The 16,799-nt window shown below is 34.2% G+C and carries 10 protein-coding genes; all 10 read left to right on the top strand.

Translation table 11 applies throughout. The features are described from left to right. Positions 1–129 precede the first annotated feature (129 nt). The 10 genes from ABD935_RS08225 to ABD935_RS08270 all read left to right on the top strand — a co-directional run bounded on the left by ABD935_RS08225 (position 130) and on the right by ABD935_RS08270 (position 16,633). Positions 130–1,611 carry a beta-N-acetylhexosaminidase family protein gene (locus ABD935_RS08225; protein WP_345191364.1) on the top strand — a complete coding sequence of 494 codons (1,482 nt, stop codon included), beginning with the start codon at positions 130–132 and terminating at the stop codon, positions 1,609–1,611. Between the two features lie 129 nt (positions 1,612–1,740). After that, entirely contained in the window at positions 1,741–2,151 is a 411-nt protein-coding gene (locus ABD935_RS08230) for a hypothetical protein (RefSeq protein WP_345191365.1), read from the top strand. 9 nt (positions 2,152–2,160) lie between these two features. Continuing rightward, positions 2,161–2,973, top strand: a complete 813-nt coding sequence (budA, locus tag ABD935_RS08235) for an acetolactate decarboxylase (protein ID WP_345191367.1) — start codon at positions 2,161–2,163, stop codon at positions 2,971–2,973. A 304-nt stretch (positions 2,974–3,277) separates the two neighbouring features. After that, complete coding sequence (locus ABD935_RS08240) at positions 3,278–4,018, top strand: polysaccharide lyase family 7 protein (protein WP_345191370.1); 741 nt, start codon at positions 3,278–3,280, stop codon at positions 4,016–4,018. Positions 4,019–4,065: 47 nt separating this feature from the next. Then, a complete protein-coding gene (locus tag ABD935_RS08245) occupies positions 4,066–6,852 on the top strand; it encodes a family 78 glycoside hydrolase catalytic domain (protein ID WP_345191371.1) in 2,787 nt (928 codons plus the stop codon). Positions 6,853–6,866: 14 nt separating this feature from the next. Further along, entirely contained in the window at positions 6,867–9,626 is a 2,760-nt protein-coding gene (locus ABD935_RS08250; RefSeq protein ID WP_345191373.1) for a family 78 glycoside hydrolase catalytic domain, read from the top strand. 4 nt (positions 9,627–9,630) lie between these two features. Continuing rightward, complete coding sequence (locus tag ABD935_RS08255; RefSeq protein WP_345191374.1) at positions 9,631–10,596, top strand: family 43 glycosylhydrolase; 966 nt, start codon at positions 9,631–9,633, stop codon at positions 10,594–10,596. Between the two features lie 25 nt (positions 10,597–10,621). After that, positions 10,622–12,121 (top strand): sulfatase family protein, encoded by a 1,500-nt coding sequence (locus ABD935_RS08260; RefSeq protein ID WP_345191375.1) that lies wholly within the window; start codon positions 10,622–10,624, stop codon positions 12,119–12,121. A gap of 10 nt (positions 12,122–12,131) precedes the next feature. Beyond that, positions 12,132–13,592: a sulfatase gene (locus tag ABD935_RS08265; RefSeq protein WP_345191377.1), complete on the top strand. Its 1,461-nt coding sequence runs from the start codon at positions 12,132–12,134 to the stop codon at positions 13,590–13,592. A gap of 44 nt (positions 13,593–13,636) precedes the next feature. Next, a complete protein-coding gene (locus ABD935_RS08270; RefSeq protein WP_345191379.1) occupies positions 13,637–16,633 on the top strand; it encodes a glycoside hydrolase family 2 protein in 2,997 nt (998 codons plus the stop codon). Positions 16,634–16,799: the final 166 nt, after the last annotated feature.

Genomic DNA, 16,799 nt, shown 5'->3' on the forward strand with positions numbered 1-16,799 from the left:
AAAATGAGTGTTATGACCCTTTGGGTCTAATCTGAAAACCAAAGCCACCGTTTTTAACGGTGGTTTTTTACTAATGTTTACACTTACTCCGATTCACCACAAGTTTCATTCGCTTTACAAGATGTTAAATTGAGTTTAGGTGAATCATATAACCAAATAGATTCGAGTACCATAAATCAGGTTGATATTATATTAGATATTAAACCATTGGACACACTTGTTAAAGAAGGTTTTATGATTAGTAAGACCGATGATAAAATAGAAGTTTTAGGTTATGACGAAGCAGGTTTAATGTATGGTACTTTAGAACTGGCAGAACAAATTAAATTGTATGGCATTAAGGGTGTGAAAAGTGTAATAAAGAACCCATATATGGAAATGCGTGGGCCTAAGTTTAACATCCCCTTAGATGTTAGAACACCAAGTTATTCTGATGTTAGTGATGTCGCTCAAAATAATATCGAACACATGTGGGATTTTACCTTTTGGAAAGACTACATAGACACGATGGCGCGCTATCGATATAATTATATTTCACTTTGGAATTTACATCCCTTTCCATCTTTAGTAAAGGTGCCAGGATATGAAGATATTGCATTAAATCATGTCCAGCGCTCAACTGTAAAATGGAAAGAAAATTACAATTTGATGGCTATTGGTTTTGATGCACCAGAGATTCTTAAGAATCCTGAAATTGTAAAAACTATTAGCATTGAAGAAAAAATCGAATTTTGGAAGAAGGTAATGGCCTATGGGAAGACCCGAAATATCGATTTTCATTTCATTACATGGAATATTTTTGATTATGGTACCCAAGGAAAATATGGTATAACCGATGATAGAGAAAATGATATTACTACGGATTATTTTAGAAAAAGTATAAAGCAAATGTTTGTAACCTACCCAGATTTAGCAGGAATAGGCTTGACAACTGGTGAAAACATGAAAGGTGCCAACCACAAAGAACGCGAAGCATGGGCTTATGATACGTATGCCTTAGGTATACTAGATGCAGCCAAAGAAATGCCAGAGCGACAATTTAAATTTATACACAGGCAACATCAATCTGGAGCAAGAGAAATTGCTGAAAAGTTTAATTCTGTAGTTGAAGCAGATAATGTGGAATTCTTATTTTGTTTTAAATACGCCAAAGCACATGTGTATAGCGCAACCCAACAACCATTTCATGAAGATGCTAATTATGTAGAACAAATTAAGGGTATGAAAACTTTATGGGGTTTAAGAAATGACGATACATTTTATTTTAGGTGGGGCGCTCCAGATTTCACCAGAGAATTTATAAAAAATCTACCTTACGATGTGGCAAAAGGCATTTATTTTGGCTCCGATCAATGGATATGGGGACGTGATTTTTTAACAAAAGAGCCAGAAATTCCCAATCAAATAGAGGTTTCAAAACATTGGTATCAATGGTTGTTGTGGGGTAGGCTAAGTTACGACCCAACAATATCTAATAATCGTTTTCGAGATTTATTATCAAATAGATTTTCTGGAATTGATGCTGATAAACTATTTTCTGCATGGCAAAATGCGTCTATGGTATATCCTATTACAACAGGTTTTCACTGGGGGAAATTAGATTTTCAGTAGTATATTGAAGGGTGTAAAAGTAGACCAAAACAGGCAGAAAACGAAACTGGTTTTCACGATGTTAATCGGTTTATTACATTAGGTGTACACCCAAAATCTGGAAATCAATCGATTCCAGACTATGTTGATATGATTTTGGAGGACAAAATTACAGCCTTAAAAACACCATTAGTAGTGTCTCAAAGACTTAAAGATATTACAGAAAAAGCATTTTTTGATATTAAAGATATTGTTATAGATTCAGATAAAGAGTTGCATTTTACAGTAAACGATATTAAAACGGTTTCTTTTTTAGGGAAGTACTATGCTTATAAAATTGAAGGCGCAACCTATCTAGCATTATATAGAAAATCAGACGAAAAAGAATACCAAAAATTAGCGGTTAAATCTTTAGAAGAAGCATTGGTTTACTGGGAGAAGTATATAAGCCAAGCCATGTCACAAAACCATAATCCGTTATGGACGAATAGAGTAGGTATTGTAGATTGGAAACAAATAACTGAGTGGGTAAAACAAGATATTGAAATAGCGAAACAATAAATTTATACTATGAAACAGGTAAATATAGTCTTAAGTATCATTATTTTGATACTAGTAACTTCATGTAAGCAAGAGATAAAAGAAGACATTAAAATTCAAGATAATGCTTCATATAGTACACAAAAAAAGTCTGATGTTTTCTATCATTATTCCATTTGGTGGGCCTTTGTAAATAAAGTATTTGAGGGTGATATTACTGCAGCAGAGTTAAAATCCAAAGGCGATATGGCGTTAGGGTCATACAATTTTTTAGATGGCGAACTTATTATGCTTGACGGAACGTTATATCAAGCCAAAGAAAATGGAGAGGTTTCAATACCAAACGATTCTATTAAAGTTGCCTATGCAAATGCTGCTTTTTTTGATAAAGATGGCGGTTTTTCAATAGACAAGGTTGATAATTATGATGGCTTAAGAGCAGCAATCAATTCAAAATTACCATCAAAAAATTTCTTTTATGCCTTCAAAATTAAAGGAGACTTTAAAAACATGAAATGTGGAGGTTTACACAAACAAGAACCACCTTTTGAAAAAGGCTTGGATGTTTTAATACCTAGTAGACCAATCTTCGAACGCGAAAACTTTAAAGGCACTATGGTAGGTTTTTATTGTCCAGAATTCATTGGTAATATAAATGTAGCTGGGTTTCATTTTCATTTTGTGTCTGAGGACAAAACCTTTGCAGGTCATGTTATGGAATTTGAAGCTGAAAATCTTACTGTAGAATTCGATGAAATGAACGAATACCAATTTGTTTTACCAGAAACTGAAGCCTACGAAAATGTTGGTTTTGATAAAGAATTTCAGTACGAGAAAAAATAACTTAATGTAAATGGCTAACGTTACGACAGGTTAAAAGTATTTAGTACTACTATTTAACAATAGATTGGTCTAATTTTATAATTCTAATTGGTAGCTTAATTTGGTTAAAGACTCTAAAAATAAGGGGTTTGTCAAGTATAAAGTATACAAATGTTACATAACAAATATGACTTTTGCAAAAGGAGTAAAAAAATGATTTGTAATATTTAAATAATCCAAACAAAACAGTCATTTTACGAGACACAACAGGATAGTTTTTCTTCTAAAAAAAGTAATCTTGCTTATTCCATTTTAAATATTTCTTATGAAAAAATACATGGTTTATCTTTTTAGTTATTTTGTTCTGTTGAACTGTTCTGGAGGTGATATTAATAATGACGTTATGGAAGATGAACAGCAACAAGAACAAGAAGAAGAGCAGGTAGATATAATTCCTTTAATTCCCAATGAAGGTATACCTAGTCCATTTAATTTATTTACTGTTATTGATGATGATGTGGAGCGAAAAGATTTTAACAAAGTATCAAAATGGTATGAAGAAGCGGCAAATATACAGGTCTTTAAACTTTTTATTGGTGATGAGTTTAATGGAGAAAGAAAACATGCTAGAACAGAAGCAGGTCAAGGTTTAAAATGGAAACAAGGTACTGAGTGGTATACCTTTGAAGCGACTATGAAACCAAGTAGAAAACTTGATGAAACCTATACTATTGCACAGCTTTTTGCGGGATGTTGTGGTCCTCAACTTAGAGTAGAAGTGAAGTCAAGTGGAAGAATTAATGTAGGGTCAAGAGCTAATGGAAATATTCGTATATCTACAGATGAAGATTGGGCAAATGGAGTAAAAAGTTTCAAAATTAAAATTAGAAGTAATGGTAAAGACATGGAAGTCTATTTTAATGATGAATTGAAGTTTACTGGAGTTTCTGAAGAAAGTACTTTGGGAAATACTGCTGCACTTTATCATTTTAGATGGGGCGTATATTCGAATAATAAAATGACAAAGAATTTAAGTAATACAGTTACAAATATTACAAGAACGTAGCCAATTGAATTTATAATCTGAATTAGTGCTAATTTTTTCACAAATCAATGAAGTTTCGATATTTATTTTTGGTAACTAGTTTTATATCACTAACATTTTTAAGTTCATGTAATAATGCTCAAATATTAAAGCCTGAGGAACTTACGATTTCCGAAGGTTTTAAAAACCCAACAGGATTTTATAATGCAAACCCAACGTTTTCATGGAAACTGCCTGTTTCAGAACAAATTAAATCGCAATTTGCTTACCAAGTAGTTGTAGCGTCTTCAAAAGAATTATTACCTAATAATGCTGATTTATGGGATTCTGAAAAACAAAAAAGTGCGCAATCTACTTTTGTAAAGTATCAAGGAAAAATACTAGAATCTAGACAAAAAGTATATTGGCAAGTAAAGTATTGGAACCAAGATGAAAACGCTTCTGATTGGAGTGAAATCAATTTTTTTGAATTAGGCTTATTAAAAAATGCCGATTGGCAAGCCAAATGGGCCGGATTAGATACCGCAAAAGATAGCATTAAGGGCGTTAGAAAGTTTTTAATGCACAGGCCGCAATATTTAAGGAAAGGTTTTGAGTTATCTTCTGATGTGGCTTCAGCAAGACTATACATTACTGCAAAAGGTGTTTTTGATGTGCATTTAAATGGAAAAGATGTTAGTGATGACGTCATGACGCCTGGTTGGACACCGTATAATCATCGTATAGAAACACTTACCTACGATGTTACTGAACTATTACAAGCTGGTAAAAATGCTTTAGCGGTTGAGTTAGCTTCTGGATGGCATTCTGGAAGAATTAGTAGAAGAACTGCACTTTATGATAATTTTTCATCGCCTAAAATTCTATGTCAGTTAGAACTCATATTGAAAGATGGTTCAAAACAAACCATTATTTCTGACGAATCTTGGAAAGGCACTACAAATGGGCCCATACGTTTAGCGAGTATTTATGATGGCGAAGTCTATGATGCAAACTTTGAAATACCAAATTGGAATGCTATTACTTTTGATGATTCTAACTGGGAATTGGTTGAAGTTGAAGCAGTTTCTAAGGATGTTAAATTAGCTCCAAAAAGACATCATACCGTAAAGAATCAACTGGTTTTAAAAGATGTAGAAATTGTTTCGGTTGATGAAAATTCGGCAGTTTTTAATTTAAAACAAAATATGGTGGGCGTGCCAAAAGTAAAAGTGCCTATGAAAAAAGGCGATACTTTAAAAATACGTTTTTCTGAAATGCTACTAAAAGATAATACCTTTTACACTAAAAATTATCGTTCTGCAAAGTCAACCGATTATTACGTAGCAGCTAAAGATGGTGTTGTAGAATATGTTCCAAAATTTACATTTCACGGATTTCAGTTTGTAGAATTAAGTGGTTATGATAAAAATGCGAAACCAGACGAGTCTTGGGTACAAGGTATAGCACAACATTCTAATTTCGAAAAAAAGGGAACGTTTACATCGTCTCACGATAAATTAAATCAGTTACAAAGTAATATTACGTGGGGGTTACGAGATAACTTTTTTGATATTCCTACAGACTGTCCACAACGTGATGAACGTTTGGGTTGGACAGGAGATGCACAGGTTATTGCGCCAACATCGTTGTTTAACTATGATGTACATGCATTTTGGACCGCTTGGTTGCAAAGTTTAAGAGAAAATCAGTCCGAACATAAAGACGGTATGGTGCCTTTTATAGTGCCCGATGTGTTACAAACCAAAAACGGAAGTTCTGGTTGGGGTGATGCTGCTGTAATTATTCCTTGGGATATTTACAATGCAACAGGCGATATTACTGTGCTTGAAGAAAGTTATGAGTCAGCAAAAAAATGGGTTGGGTACTATCAATCCAAAGTAAAAAAGCAACCTTTTTTGCCAAAGATGCATTCGTTTTCAGATTGGTTGCAGCCTTATCCTTCTAAATCTGGTAAAATGGGTAATAGAGGTGATACTCCAAAAGACTTAATACATGCCGCTTTTTTTGCGCATTCAGCCCATTTAGTGTCTAAAATTGCTAGTGTTTTAGGAAAAACGGATGATGCAAAAAAATATAAAAATTTATACAAAGCAGTTGCTAATGCTTTTGAAAATGAGTTTTTTGATGAAAACGGAAAGTTTAAGCAAGAAAGACAAACGCAAACAAGTTATTTGCTGGGTATATATTTTGAATTATTTAAACCAGAAACCAAACTAAAAGCTCAAAAATATTTATTGGAAGAAATTAAAAATGCCGATTATCATTTAGGAACAGGATTTCTAGGAACACCAATTTTGCCAAAGGTTTTAGATGATATGGGAGAAATAGATTTGATGTATAAAATTTTATTCAAAGAAACGTATCCATCTTGGTTTTACTCTATTAACCAAGGGGCAACTACGATGTGGGAACGTTGGAATAGCTTTAGTAAAGAAGGTGGTTACAACGCGCAAAGTATGAATAGTCTGAATCATTATGCATACGGCGCTATTGGTCAATGGTTGTACGAGCGCATAGCTGGTTTAACATCGTTAGAACCGGGATACCAAAAAATAAGAATTGCACCCATACCAAATACTAAGTTTTTAACATCGGCTTCTGCAAGTGTAAAAACGCCTTATGGAAAAGCATCATCATCATGGAAAATAGAGGATGATTCTTTTAATCTTGATGTTGTAATTCCGCCGAATACAACTGCAGAAATTCATATTCCAAACGCAACTCAAAATAATTTACTTGTAAACGGAAATGATTTCACGGAAACTTCAAATTTAAAATTAATGAGTTCTGATAATAATACAGTAAAACTTTTAGCAGAACCAGGAACATATAACTTTCAAACTAAACTTTAAATCATGTTAAAAAAATGAACTTAAAACATTTTGTATACGCTTTGTGCTCTTGTGCTTTTTTAAGCTTTACCTCATGTAAAGAACAGGTAACTATAACAGAAGCTCAAAAATTAACCATTTCAGAAGGGTTTGAAAATCCGTTAGGGTTTTATGATAAAACGCCTAGTTTTTCATGGCAATTACCAGTTTCAGAAGGCGTTTCAAGTCAGTCAGCATACCAAATCGTAGTAGCTAGCAGTCCAGATTTATTACCCGATCATGCCGATTTATGGAACTCTGAAAAACAGCAAACAGCACAATCTACTTGGGTAGCGTATGCTGGAGCACCTTTACAATCACGTCAAAAAGTATATTGGCAAGTTAAATACTGGAATCAAGATCATGAAGCTTCAAAATGGAGTGAGATCAGTCATTTTGAGTTGGGCTTGTTAAATAATAACGATTGGAAAGCAAAATGGATTGGTTTAGATACCAAAAAAGAAAAGGTTATTGGGAGTCAAGAGAATATTATTCACAGACCACAATATTTAAGAAAAGGCTTTGAATTGTCTAATGATGTAGCTTCAGCAAGATTATACATCACAGCAAAAGGAGTTTTTGATGTGGCTATAAATGGGGAAGATGTTAGTGATGATGTCATGCCTCCTGGATATACACCTTATAAAAAACGTATTGAAACCATTACTTATGATGTTAGTGATTTAATCGAATCTGGGCAAAACACCATTGGAATTGAAGTAGCTGCTGGATGGCATTCCGGACGATTAGGTTGGATGAAATCGTATTGGAGTGATACGGAAACTCCTAAACTGTTATTTCAGTTAGAATTAATCATGAAAGATGGTTCTAAAGAAAACATTTTATCTGATGATACTTGGAAAGGTTCAACAAATGGACCGATAAGAGTTTCTGAAATTTATGATGGCGAAACTTATGATGCCAATTTAGAAATGCCAAATTGGACTACTAACAATTTTGATGATAAAACATGGGAGCAGGTAAATACCTTTCCTGTAACTAATGATATCCGTTTAGAACCTAAAAGGCATACTACGGTTAAAACTAAAATTGAGTTAGCAACACAGGAAGTTTTAGAAAAAGAGGGAACAGCTGTTTTTGATTTAAAGCAAAATATGGTAGGTGTACCTTTGCTTAAAGTACCTATGAAAAAAGGACAAACGCTAAAAATTCGATTTGCAGAAAAGTTGTCTCCAGATGGTACGTTTTATACAGAAAATTATAGAAGTGCACAGTCAACTAATTATTATAAAGCTTCAGAAGATGGTGTTATAGAATGGATGCCAAAATTTACATTTCACGGATTTCAATATGTAGAGTTAAGCGGATATGACACTTCAAAAACGCCATCAAAAGAATGGGTAACAGGATTAGTACAGTATTCTGATTTTGAAGAAAACGGAACATTTACATCGTCTCACGAAAAGTTAAATCAGTTGCAAAGTAATATTGTTTGGGGATTAAGAGGAAACTTTTTTGATATCCCAACCGATTGTCCACAACGTGATGAACGTATGGGGTGGACAGCTGATGCTCAGGTGTTTGCGCCAGCATCTATGTTTAATGCAGATGTATATAAATTTTGGGCAAGTTGGATGCAAAGTGTTGGCGAGTCGCAATATGATAATGGAGGGATTCCTTGGGTTGTACCAGATGTGTTATATAATAATAAAGTAAGCGCAGGCTGGGGAGATGCATGTACCATTATTCCTTGGAAAATTTATGTAAGAACAGGAGATAAAAGAATCCTCGAAGAAAACTTTGAAACCATGAAAGGTTGGGTGAAATACCATGAAAGTGTTACTAAAAATTACATTTCTAGTATGGGTGGTTTTGCAGATTGGTTACAGCCACTTCCTGAAAATGGTGATAATAAAGGCGATACGTCGCACCCATTAATAGGCACTGCATTTTTTGCCCATTCCGCAAATATAACAGCAAAAACAGCTAAGGCATTAGGTAAAACTGAAGAATTTGAAAAATACGATGCCTTATATAAAATGGTTGCAAATGCTTTTGAAAACAAGTTTTTTGATAATGGAAAGATAAAAGATGTTGTAGAGACACAAACCTCTTATTTATTAGCTTTAGCCTTTGGATTACTATCTGATGAACATAAAGCAAATGCAAAAAGGCATCTATTAGAAAAAATAGCAGAAGCTGATGACCATTTAAGAACAGGGTTTTTAGGAACACCTTTATTATACGAAGTTTTAGATGACACTGGAGAAATAGACTTGATGTATAAGATATTGTTTAATGAAACCTACCCATCATGGTTTTACTCCATTAATCAAGGGGCAACAACTATTTGGGAACGTTGGAATAGTTATAGTAAAGCTGAAGGGTTTAACCCGATGAAAATGAATAGTTTAAATCATTACGCTTATGGTGCCATTGGCGAGTGGATGTATGAACGTATTGCGGGAATAGCGCCTTTAGAACCTGGATACAAAACCATTAGAATAGCGCCTGTGCCAAAAGAACCATTAACATCAGCATCAGCTAGTTTAAATACACCTTATGGAAAAGTAGCTTCTTCTTGGGAAATAAAAGGAAATGAATTTCAATTACATGTGGTTGTACCTCCTAATACAACGGCAAAAGTTATCATTCCAGCAAATACAGAAAAAGAATTGGTATTAAATGGTAAAACATTTAAAGGCGATAATCACGCAAAGCTACTTGATAGTAACGCATCTGGTTTTGAACTGTTAGTTCAACCTGGAGATTATACATTTACCACTAAAATTTGATTTGATGAACCTTAAAATTTTATTTTCGTTTTTTGTGATTGCTTTGATGAGTTGTAAAAATCAGAAAAACCAAACAAAAGAGAAACAGGTTGAAAAGTTAGAAGTATCAATAGAAAAACAGCAGAACAATCCTGTAATTCGTCATATTCGTACTGCAGATCCATCTGCCCATATTTGGGAAGACGGAAAAGTATGGATGTATACTTCTCAAGACATGGAAGACGCTACATTTTATGATTCAATGGATGGCTATCATGCCTTTTCATCAACAGATATGGTAAATTGGACAGACCATGGAGAAGTATTGCATTCTAAAAATATTCCGTGGGGAGCAAAAGGTTGGATGTGGGCACCTACAGCCATTTATAAAAATAATAAGTACTATTTACTATACCCGCATTCTGTAAAAGGTACAAAAGAAGACATGCGATGTGGAGTTGCTGTTAGTGATGAGCCTGAAGGGCCATTTAAAGACATCGGTTGGATTGAAGGAGTTGAAGGGCAATGGTTAGATCCTTGTGTTTTTACTAATCATGATGGGAAAACCTACTTGTATTGGGGCGTAAAAGAACCCAAAATGGCGTTATTAAAAGACAACCTTTTGGAGTTAGCTGAAACCCCTAGAACTATAGAGTATGGGGCTGAAAATTTCTTTGAAGCGAGTTATATGCATAAATACAACGGGAAATATTATTATTCTTATAATGCTGGTTTAGGAGGTTTTTATGCTATGGGAGATAGTCCTTACGGACCATTTGAATACAAAGGTGCAATAAACCCAAAGCAAAGACAAGATCATCATTCTATAATTGAATATAAAGGGCAACATTATTTCTTCTACCATTGGCAAAATTGGAATGGCGGTTCAAAGTTTAGTAGAAACACTTGTATCGAATATTTATATTATAACGAAGACGGAACAATACAAGAAATTTACGCCACTAAAGAAGGAGTTAAAAAAATTAAATAAACCAATCAAACAATTTATATAAAAAATGAAAATCAAATTATTTTCCATAGGTCTATTATTGACAGTAGTTACTTTATCAAGTTGTAAAAAAGAAACAAAATCTGAGTCAGTATCAGAAATTTCTAAAGAGGTATCTAAAAAGCCTAATATTGTATACATTTTAACCGATCAATGGAGAGGGTCTGCTTTAGGATATGCAGGAAATCCAGATGTAAAAACACCCAACTTAGATGCGTTTGCAAAAGAGTCGGTTAATTTTACAAATGCAGTTTCTGTAACACCTGTATGCACGCCTCACAGAGCAGCATTACTAACTGGTAAATTTCCAACAACTACAGGAATGTTTGTAAATGATTTGTATTTACCTGCTGAAGAATTAACAATGGCAGAAATTTACAAAACAGAAGGTTACAACACAGCCTATTGGGGGAAATGGCATTTAGATGGACATGGACGCTCAAATTATATTCCAAAAGAAAGACGACAAGGTTTTGATTTTTGGAGAGCCTTAGAGTGTTCACATGCTTACAATAAAATGCCTTATTATGATAATGAAGATACTAAACTAAAACATTGGAAAGAATACTCGCCCTTTGCTATTGTAAAAGATGCAAATGAATATTTAGCTAAACACGCAAAAGATGATACGCCTTTTTTAGCAGTTATTTCAATTGCAACACCACATTATCCACATGATTCAGCGCCTGAGAAGTATAAAGATATGTATCCACCAGAATCTTTAGCACTAAATCCAAATGTAGCTAAACAATTTGAAGAACGAAGTAGAAAAGAGCTACAAGGCTACTATGCACATGCTACAGCTACCGATGAAGCCATAGGGCTTGTATTAAATCAAATTAAGACATTAAATCTTTCTGATAATACTATTATTGTGTTTTCAGCAGATCATGGTGAAATGATGGGGGCGCATGGTGTAAAACCCTTTGTTAAGCAATTGGCTTGGGATGAAGCCTCAAGAGTGCCGTTTCTAATAAAATATCCTGGAATTGATAAACAAAAAGGTGCTGTAGTGAATGCACCGTTAACAACTCCAGATATTTTACCTTCATTATTAGGGCTAACAAATATTGAAATCCCCAAAGGTATTGAAGGCGAAAATTTAGCTAAATTAATTAAAAATCCAGATTCAAATGCAGATAGAGCAGCATTAATTATGGGCGTTGCCCCTTTTGGAGCTAATTATGGAGATCCCGCTTACCGTGCTATAAAAACCAAACAATATACTTACGGACGTACACCAAAAGGCGCAAACATGTTTTTTGATAATATAAATGATCCGCATCAAATGAATAATTTGCTAGATAACCCAAAATTTGAAAGTATTCAGAAAGACTTAGACGATAAATTAAATATTGAGTTAGAAAAAATTGGCGATGAGTTTAAGGATAAACAGTATTATTTAAAAAAGTGGGGCTATGTGTTAGATGAAAAGCGTAAAGCAGTTAATTGGTGGAGCTGGAAAGAAGGAGATGGCGTAGTACAATCTCCAAAACCAGTTCAATAAAAATATTCAAATGAAAAAAATTATAATAGTATTACTTCTAGCTTTGAATATTACATCTTGTAAAGCTCAGAAAACATCAGAAAGTAAAGATAACGCGCAGCCCAATGTATTGGTTTTTTATATTGATGATTTAAGAGCAGAATTAGGTTGTTATGGAAGCGAAACAGCCATAACGCCAAACATAGATAAATTAGCTGGTGATGGCGTGATGTTTAACAAAGCTTATGTACAACAAGCCATTTGCGCACCTTCTAGAATGAGTACATTAACGGGTTTACGTCCAGAAAGTTTAGGTATTTATAGCATTTTTACGCCACTTCGAAAAGTCCATAAAGATGTGGTGTCTATGCCTCAATTATTTAATAAAAACGGTTACAAAACGGTTAGTATTGGCAAAGTATATCATCATAGTTCGGACGATAAAAATGAGTGGTCTGTGTATTTTGAAAAAGAAGCAAACACTTACAATGACCCAAAAAATATAGCAATAATAGAGCAATTAAAAAAAGAAGGGAAAAATCCAAAAGGTCCCGCTTTTGATTATGCAGATGTTAGCGATGAAGCCTATAAAGATGGTCGCGCGGCGAGATATGCTATCGAAACTTTAGAAAAATTAAAAGACGATAAATTTTTAATGTTTGTAGGTTTAAGTAAACCGCATTTGCCCTTTAATGCGCCTAAAAAATATTGGGACTTGTATGATAAAAGTAAGTTTGAAATTCCTTCTAGAGAAAAACCTCAAGGAGTATATAGGCTAGCATTAACCAATTGGGGAGAGTTAAAAGGCTATCATGGCATTCCAAAAGAAGGCGATTTAGATGATGATTTAACGCGCGATTTAATTCATGGTTACCACGCATCAGTTAGCTATATAGATGCGCAAGTAGGTAAAGTCATGAAAACTTTAGAAGAATTAGATTTACGTAAAAACACCATGATTGTTTTTTTGAGCGACCACGGCTATAAAATTGGTGAGTATGGTGCTTGGTGTAAACATTCAAATGTCGAAATTGATGTTAGGGTTCCATTAATAATTAGTAGAGAAACAGACTATAAATCGAGAGTTGCAGGCGAAACATCTGATGCTTTGGTAGAAAATGTAGATATTTTTTCAACCTTAGTAGATGTATGTGATTTAAAGTTTGCACCTGTGTCAGATGGAAAAAGCTTGATTCCAGTAATTGATAATCCACAACAAAAATGGGATGAAGCAGCCTATAGTGTATATGCTAGAGGAAAGAAAATAATGGGTGTAACAACTACAGACGGTAATTGGAGGTATACAGAATGGAGAAATTCTACCACGCATGAAATTTTAGGAGCAGAATTATATGAGCATAAAAACAGTCTTTTATCTTATGAAAATGTATCCGGAAAAGGCAAGTACAAAAAAGTAGAGCAAAGAATGAAAAAGCTTCTTGAGACTCAATTTCCAAGTAATGGAGAGCCATTTATACAAAACGATAAATAGAAGATAATTTTACTTGTTAAAGCTAACTTAATATAAAATAAATAATGAAAAACATACATCTACTAAAGTTTAAAACCACGCTTTATTTAGCAATTTTAACAGGTTTAATTTTAACATCTTGCTTAAAAAGTAACCAAGAAAACCAAGCCATTACAGAAAGTAATAGAACCAAATACAATTTTAATATAGATTGGAAATTTATTCAAGAAAATCCAGATAACGCTCAAGAATTGGGGTTTAATGATGCTTCCTGGAAAACGATTAGTTGCCCACATACCTATAATGATGTAGATACTTTTGATGATTTAAGTCACGGACATCATGATGGAGAAGATAATCAATGGAGAGGTACAGTTTGGTATCGTAAACACTTTAAACTCCCAGCTTCAGATTCTGATAAAAAAGTATTTATCGAGTTTGAATCCGTGCGTCAAATATCAGATGTTTATGTTAACGGTATTCATTTAGGGCAAAATCAAACAGGGTTTATTCCGTTTGGTTACGATTTAACACCACACCTTAAATTTGGTAATGAAGACAATGTTATAGCCGTAAAAGTCAATAATGACCGCGGAGACCATTTCAGAGATAATTTTCCTCTAGTTTGGAATCACGAACATTGGCATCCTACTCACGGTGGTATTTATAGAAATGTTTTTCTTCATACTATGGATCCGGTGCATATTACATTACCGCTTTATGATAATTTAGAAACTGTGGGGACTTATGTTTATGCTGAAAATATAAGTAAAGAAAAAGCAGATGTTACTGTTACGGCTGAAGTTCAAAATGAATATAAGGCTACTAAAAACATTACATTTATATCTCAAATAGTAGATAATGATGGTAAAGTTGTAGAAACAGCAACAACTGAAAAAAGTATACCAGCAGGAGAAAAGTTTACTTTTTCAACAACTTCAAGTATTAAAAATCCTAATTTATGGTACACGCGCCATCCTTATATGTATAAAGTTATAACTGCTTTAAAAGAAGGAGACGTTATTTTAGATACCTATGAAACACCATTAGGGATTAGAAGTTTCGATTTCAATAAAGACACAGGGTTTCATAATAATGGAGAATACGCAAAACTTCATGGTTGGGGGCAAAAGCCAACAAACTCATGGGCAGGATTAGGTGCTGCATTACCAGATTGGCTGCGCGACCATACGTATAGATTGATGGATGAAGCAGGTGGAAATTTTATAAGATGGGGACATTGTGCAGGATCACCAGCAGAAATTGCAATGGGTGATAAATATGGTTTTGTAACATTAATGCCAGGTGTGAGTGGTGAATCTGAAGATGAAGGTGAAACCTGGGATATTCGTATAAAAGCGTTTAAAGATATGATTGTGTATTACCGTAATCACCCATCTATATTTATTTGGGAAGGAGGTAATTGGGCAGAAACTGAAGCACATTATAAAGAAATTCTTGAGGTTATTAAAACGTTTGATCCTAACGGAAAACGTTTAATGGGGAATAGAAGGGCTGATGTTAAAAATGATTCTGAAGGCTACGTTTCTATTGAGATAGGAACCGAAGGTTGGGAGCGCGAATATGCAGATTTACCATTAATTGAGAGTGAGTATAACCGTGAGGAAGCACCCCGTCGTATTTGGGACAAACAGTCTCCAGACGATAATTTTTACAGCCATCCAAATATTGATAGAAATACGTATAAGTTAAATTCTGAAGAATTTGCAGTAAAACAAGCCTACCATTGGTGGGATAAAATGGGTAGAAAAGCCTATCATGTTGGTGGTGCAAACTGGGTGTTTACAGACGGTCCACATGGAGGGCGTTGTCCTACCGAAGTAACCAGAGCTAGTGGAGAAGTAGATGGAGTACGCCTTCCAAAAGAAGCTTTTTATGCTTTAAAAGCCATGTGGAGACCAGAGCCTCAAGTCCATATCGTAGGGCACTGGAATTATGAAGCAGGCACTAAAAAAGACATTTTTGTGATATCAAATACTGCTGCTGTAAAATTATACGTAAGCGGAAAACTTTTAGGCGAAAATAAAACCCCTAAAAATGGCTATGTATATCAGTTTAAAAATGTGACTTATGAAGCAGGAGATATAAAAGCAGAAGGCATAATTAAAGATGAAGTTCGCGTAACACAAACTAAAATTACCACAGGGAAACCAGTAGCATTAAAATTAACACCAATTAAGGGGCCAAAAGGTTGGCAAGCTGATGGGTCTGATGTGGTATTAATAGATGTTGAGGTTGTTGATACTGAAGGTAGAAGATGCCCGTTAGCAAAAGGACGTGTAGATTTTACAATGTCTGGCAATGGAATTTGGCGTGGTGGCTATAATAGCGGAAAAGCAAATAGTACAAACAATTTGTATTTAGATATTGAAGCTGGTATAAACCGTGTTGCTGTTCGGTCGCTTTTAGAAGCAGGAACTGTGAAAATTACTGCAATTCAAGAGGGGTTAGAAGCTGCTAGTATTGAACTAACATCCTTGCCTCTGAAAATAGAAAATGGCTTAACGACTGAAATGCCACAATTTTATGAAGATGTATTAACAGAAGAACCAATGCCTGTGCATACACCAGACATACCAGAATATGTTCCTGGTGTTACTAATAAGAGTGAATTGTTTAAAAAATTCAGTTATACAGGTGATGCTAGAGCCATGTTAAGAACAAACATGCATTGGGGCAAAAAAGCGTATACAGATTTAGAATATAACTATACCGTACTTCCTAGATATTTGAATGAGTCAGAATATGTAAGAACCCCTAATTCAGATAATAGGTATTGGGCAAGAGATCAATTACAATTTATAGCAGGTGTAAAGATGCATATTTATGTTTTACATGATGATACCGTGCCACGACCTGAGTTTTTACTGAAAGATTATAAAGATAACGGGGATAATGTAAAAGTAGGTGATGTGGTTATGTCTGTTTTTCATAGAGTAGCAGAAGAAGGAGAAAGTATTATCATGGCTGGAAATAGTGATGGTGATGCTCCAAAAAATTGTAGAATGTATACCGTAATTGCTAAGAAATATAAAAATTAAATAAAAATCAATTTTAAATTAAGACTTTATACTGTTGTGTATTAATAGTGTTATAGCGCAACGTACCGAAACAAATTTTAATAATAATTGGAACTTTATTTCTCATTGAAAAACCACCGTCTTTGACGGTGGTCATGTTTTAAAGGCTCTGCCATTTTTTAGCTTT

Origin of the sequence: Algibacter agarivorans, from assembly GCF_039543245.1 — a bacterium.
Lineage (GTDB): Bacteria > Bacteroidota > Bacteroidia > Flavobacteriales > Flavobacteriaceae > Algibacter_G > Algibacter_G agarivorans.

Excerpts from the sequence above, each read along its gene's own strand:
- ABD935_RS08245 (WP_345191371.1), top strand. The coding sequence starts at position 4,066 with ATGAAGTTTCGATATTTATTTTTGGTAACTAGTTTTATATCACTAACA.
- ABD935_RS08240 (WP_345191370.1), top strand. The coding sequence starts at position 3,278 with ATGAAAAAATACATGGTTTATCTTTTTAGTTATTTTGTTCTGTTGAAC.
- ABD935_RS08265 (WP_345191377.1), top strand. The coding sequence starts at position 12,132 with ATGAAAAAAATTATAATAGTATTACTTCTAGCTTTGAATATTACATCT.
- ABD935_RS08250 (WP_345191373.1), top strand. The coding sequence starts at position 6,867 with ATGAACTTAAAACATTTTGTATACGCTTTGTGCTCTTGTGCTTTTTTA.
- ABD935_RS08260 (WP_345191375.1), top strand. The coding sequence starts at position 10,622 with ATGAAAATCAAATTATTTTCCATAGGTCTATTATTGACAGTAGTTACT.
- ABD935_RS08255 (WP_345191374.1), top strand. The coding sequence starts at position 9,631 with ATGAACCTTAAAATTTTATTTTCGTTTTTTGTGATTGCTTTGATGAGT.
- budA (WP_345191367.1), top strand. The coding sequence starts at position 2,161 with ATGAAACAGGTAAATATAGTCTTAAGTATCATTATTTTGATACTAGTA.
- ABD935_RS08270 (WP_345191379.1), top strand. The coding sequence starts at position 13,637 with ATGAAAAACATACATCTACTAAAGTTTAAAACCACGCTTTATTTAGCA.
- ABD935_RS08230 (WP_345191365.1), top strand. The coding sequence starts at position 1,741 with ATGATTTTGGAGGACAAAATTACAGCCTTAAAAACACCATTAGTAGTG.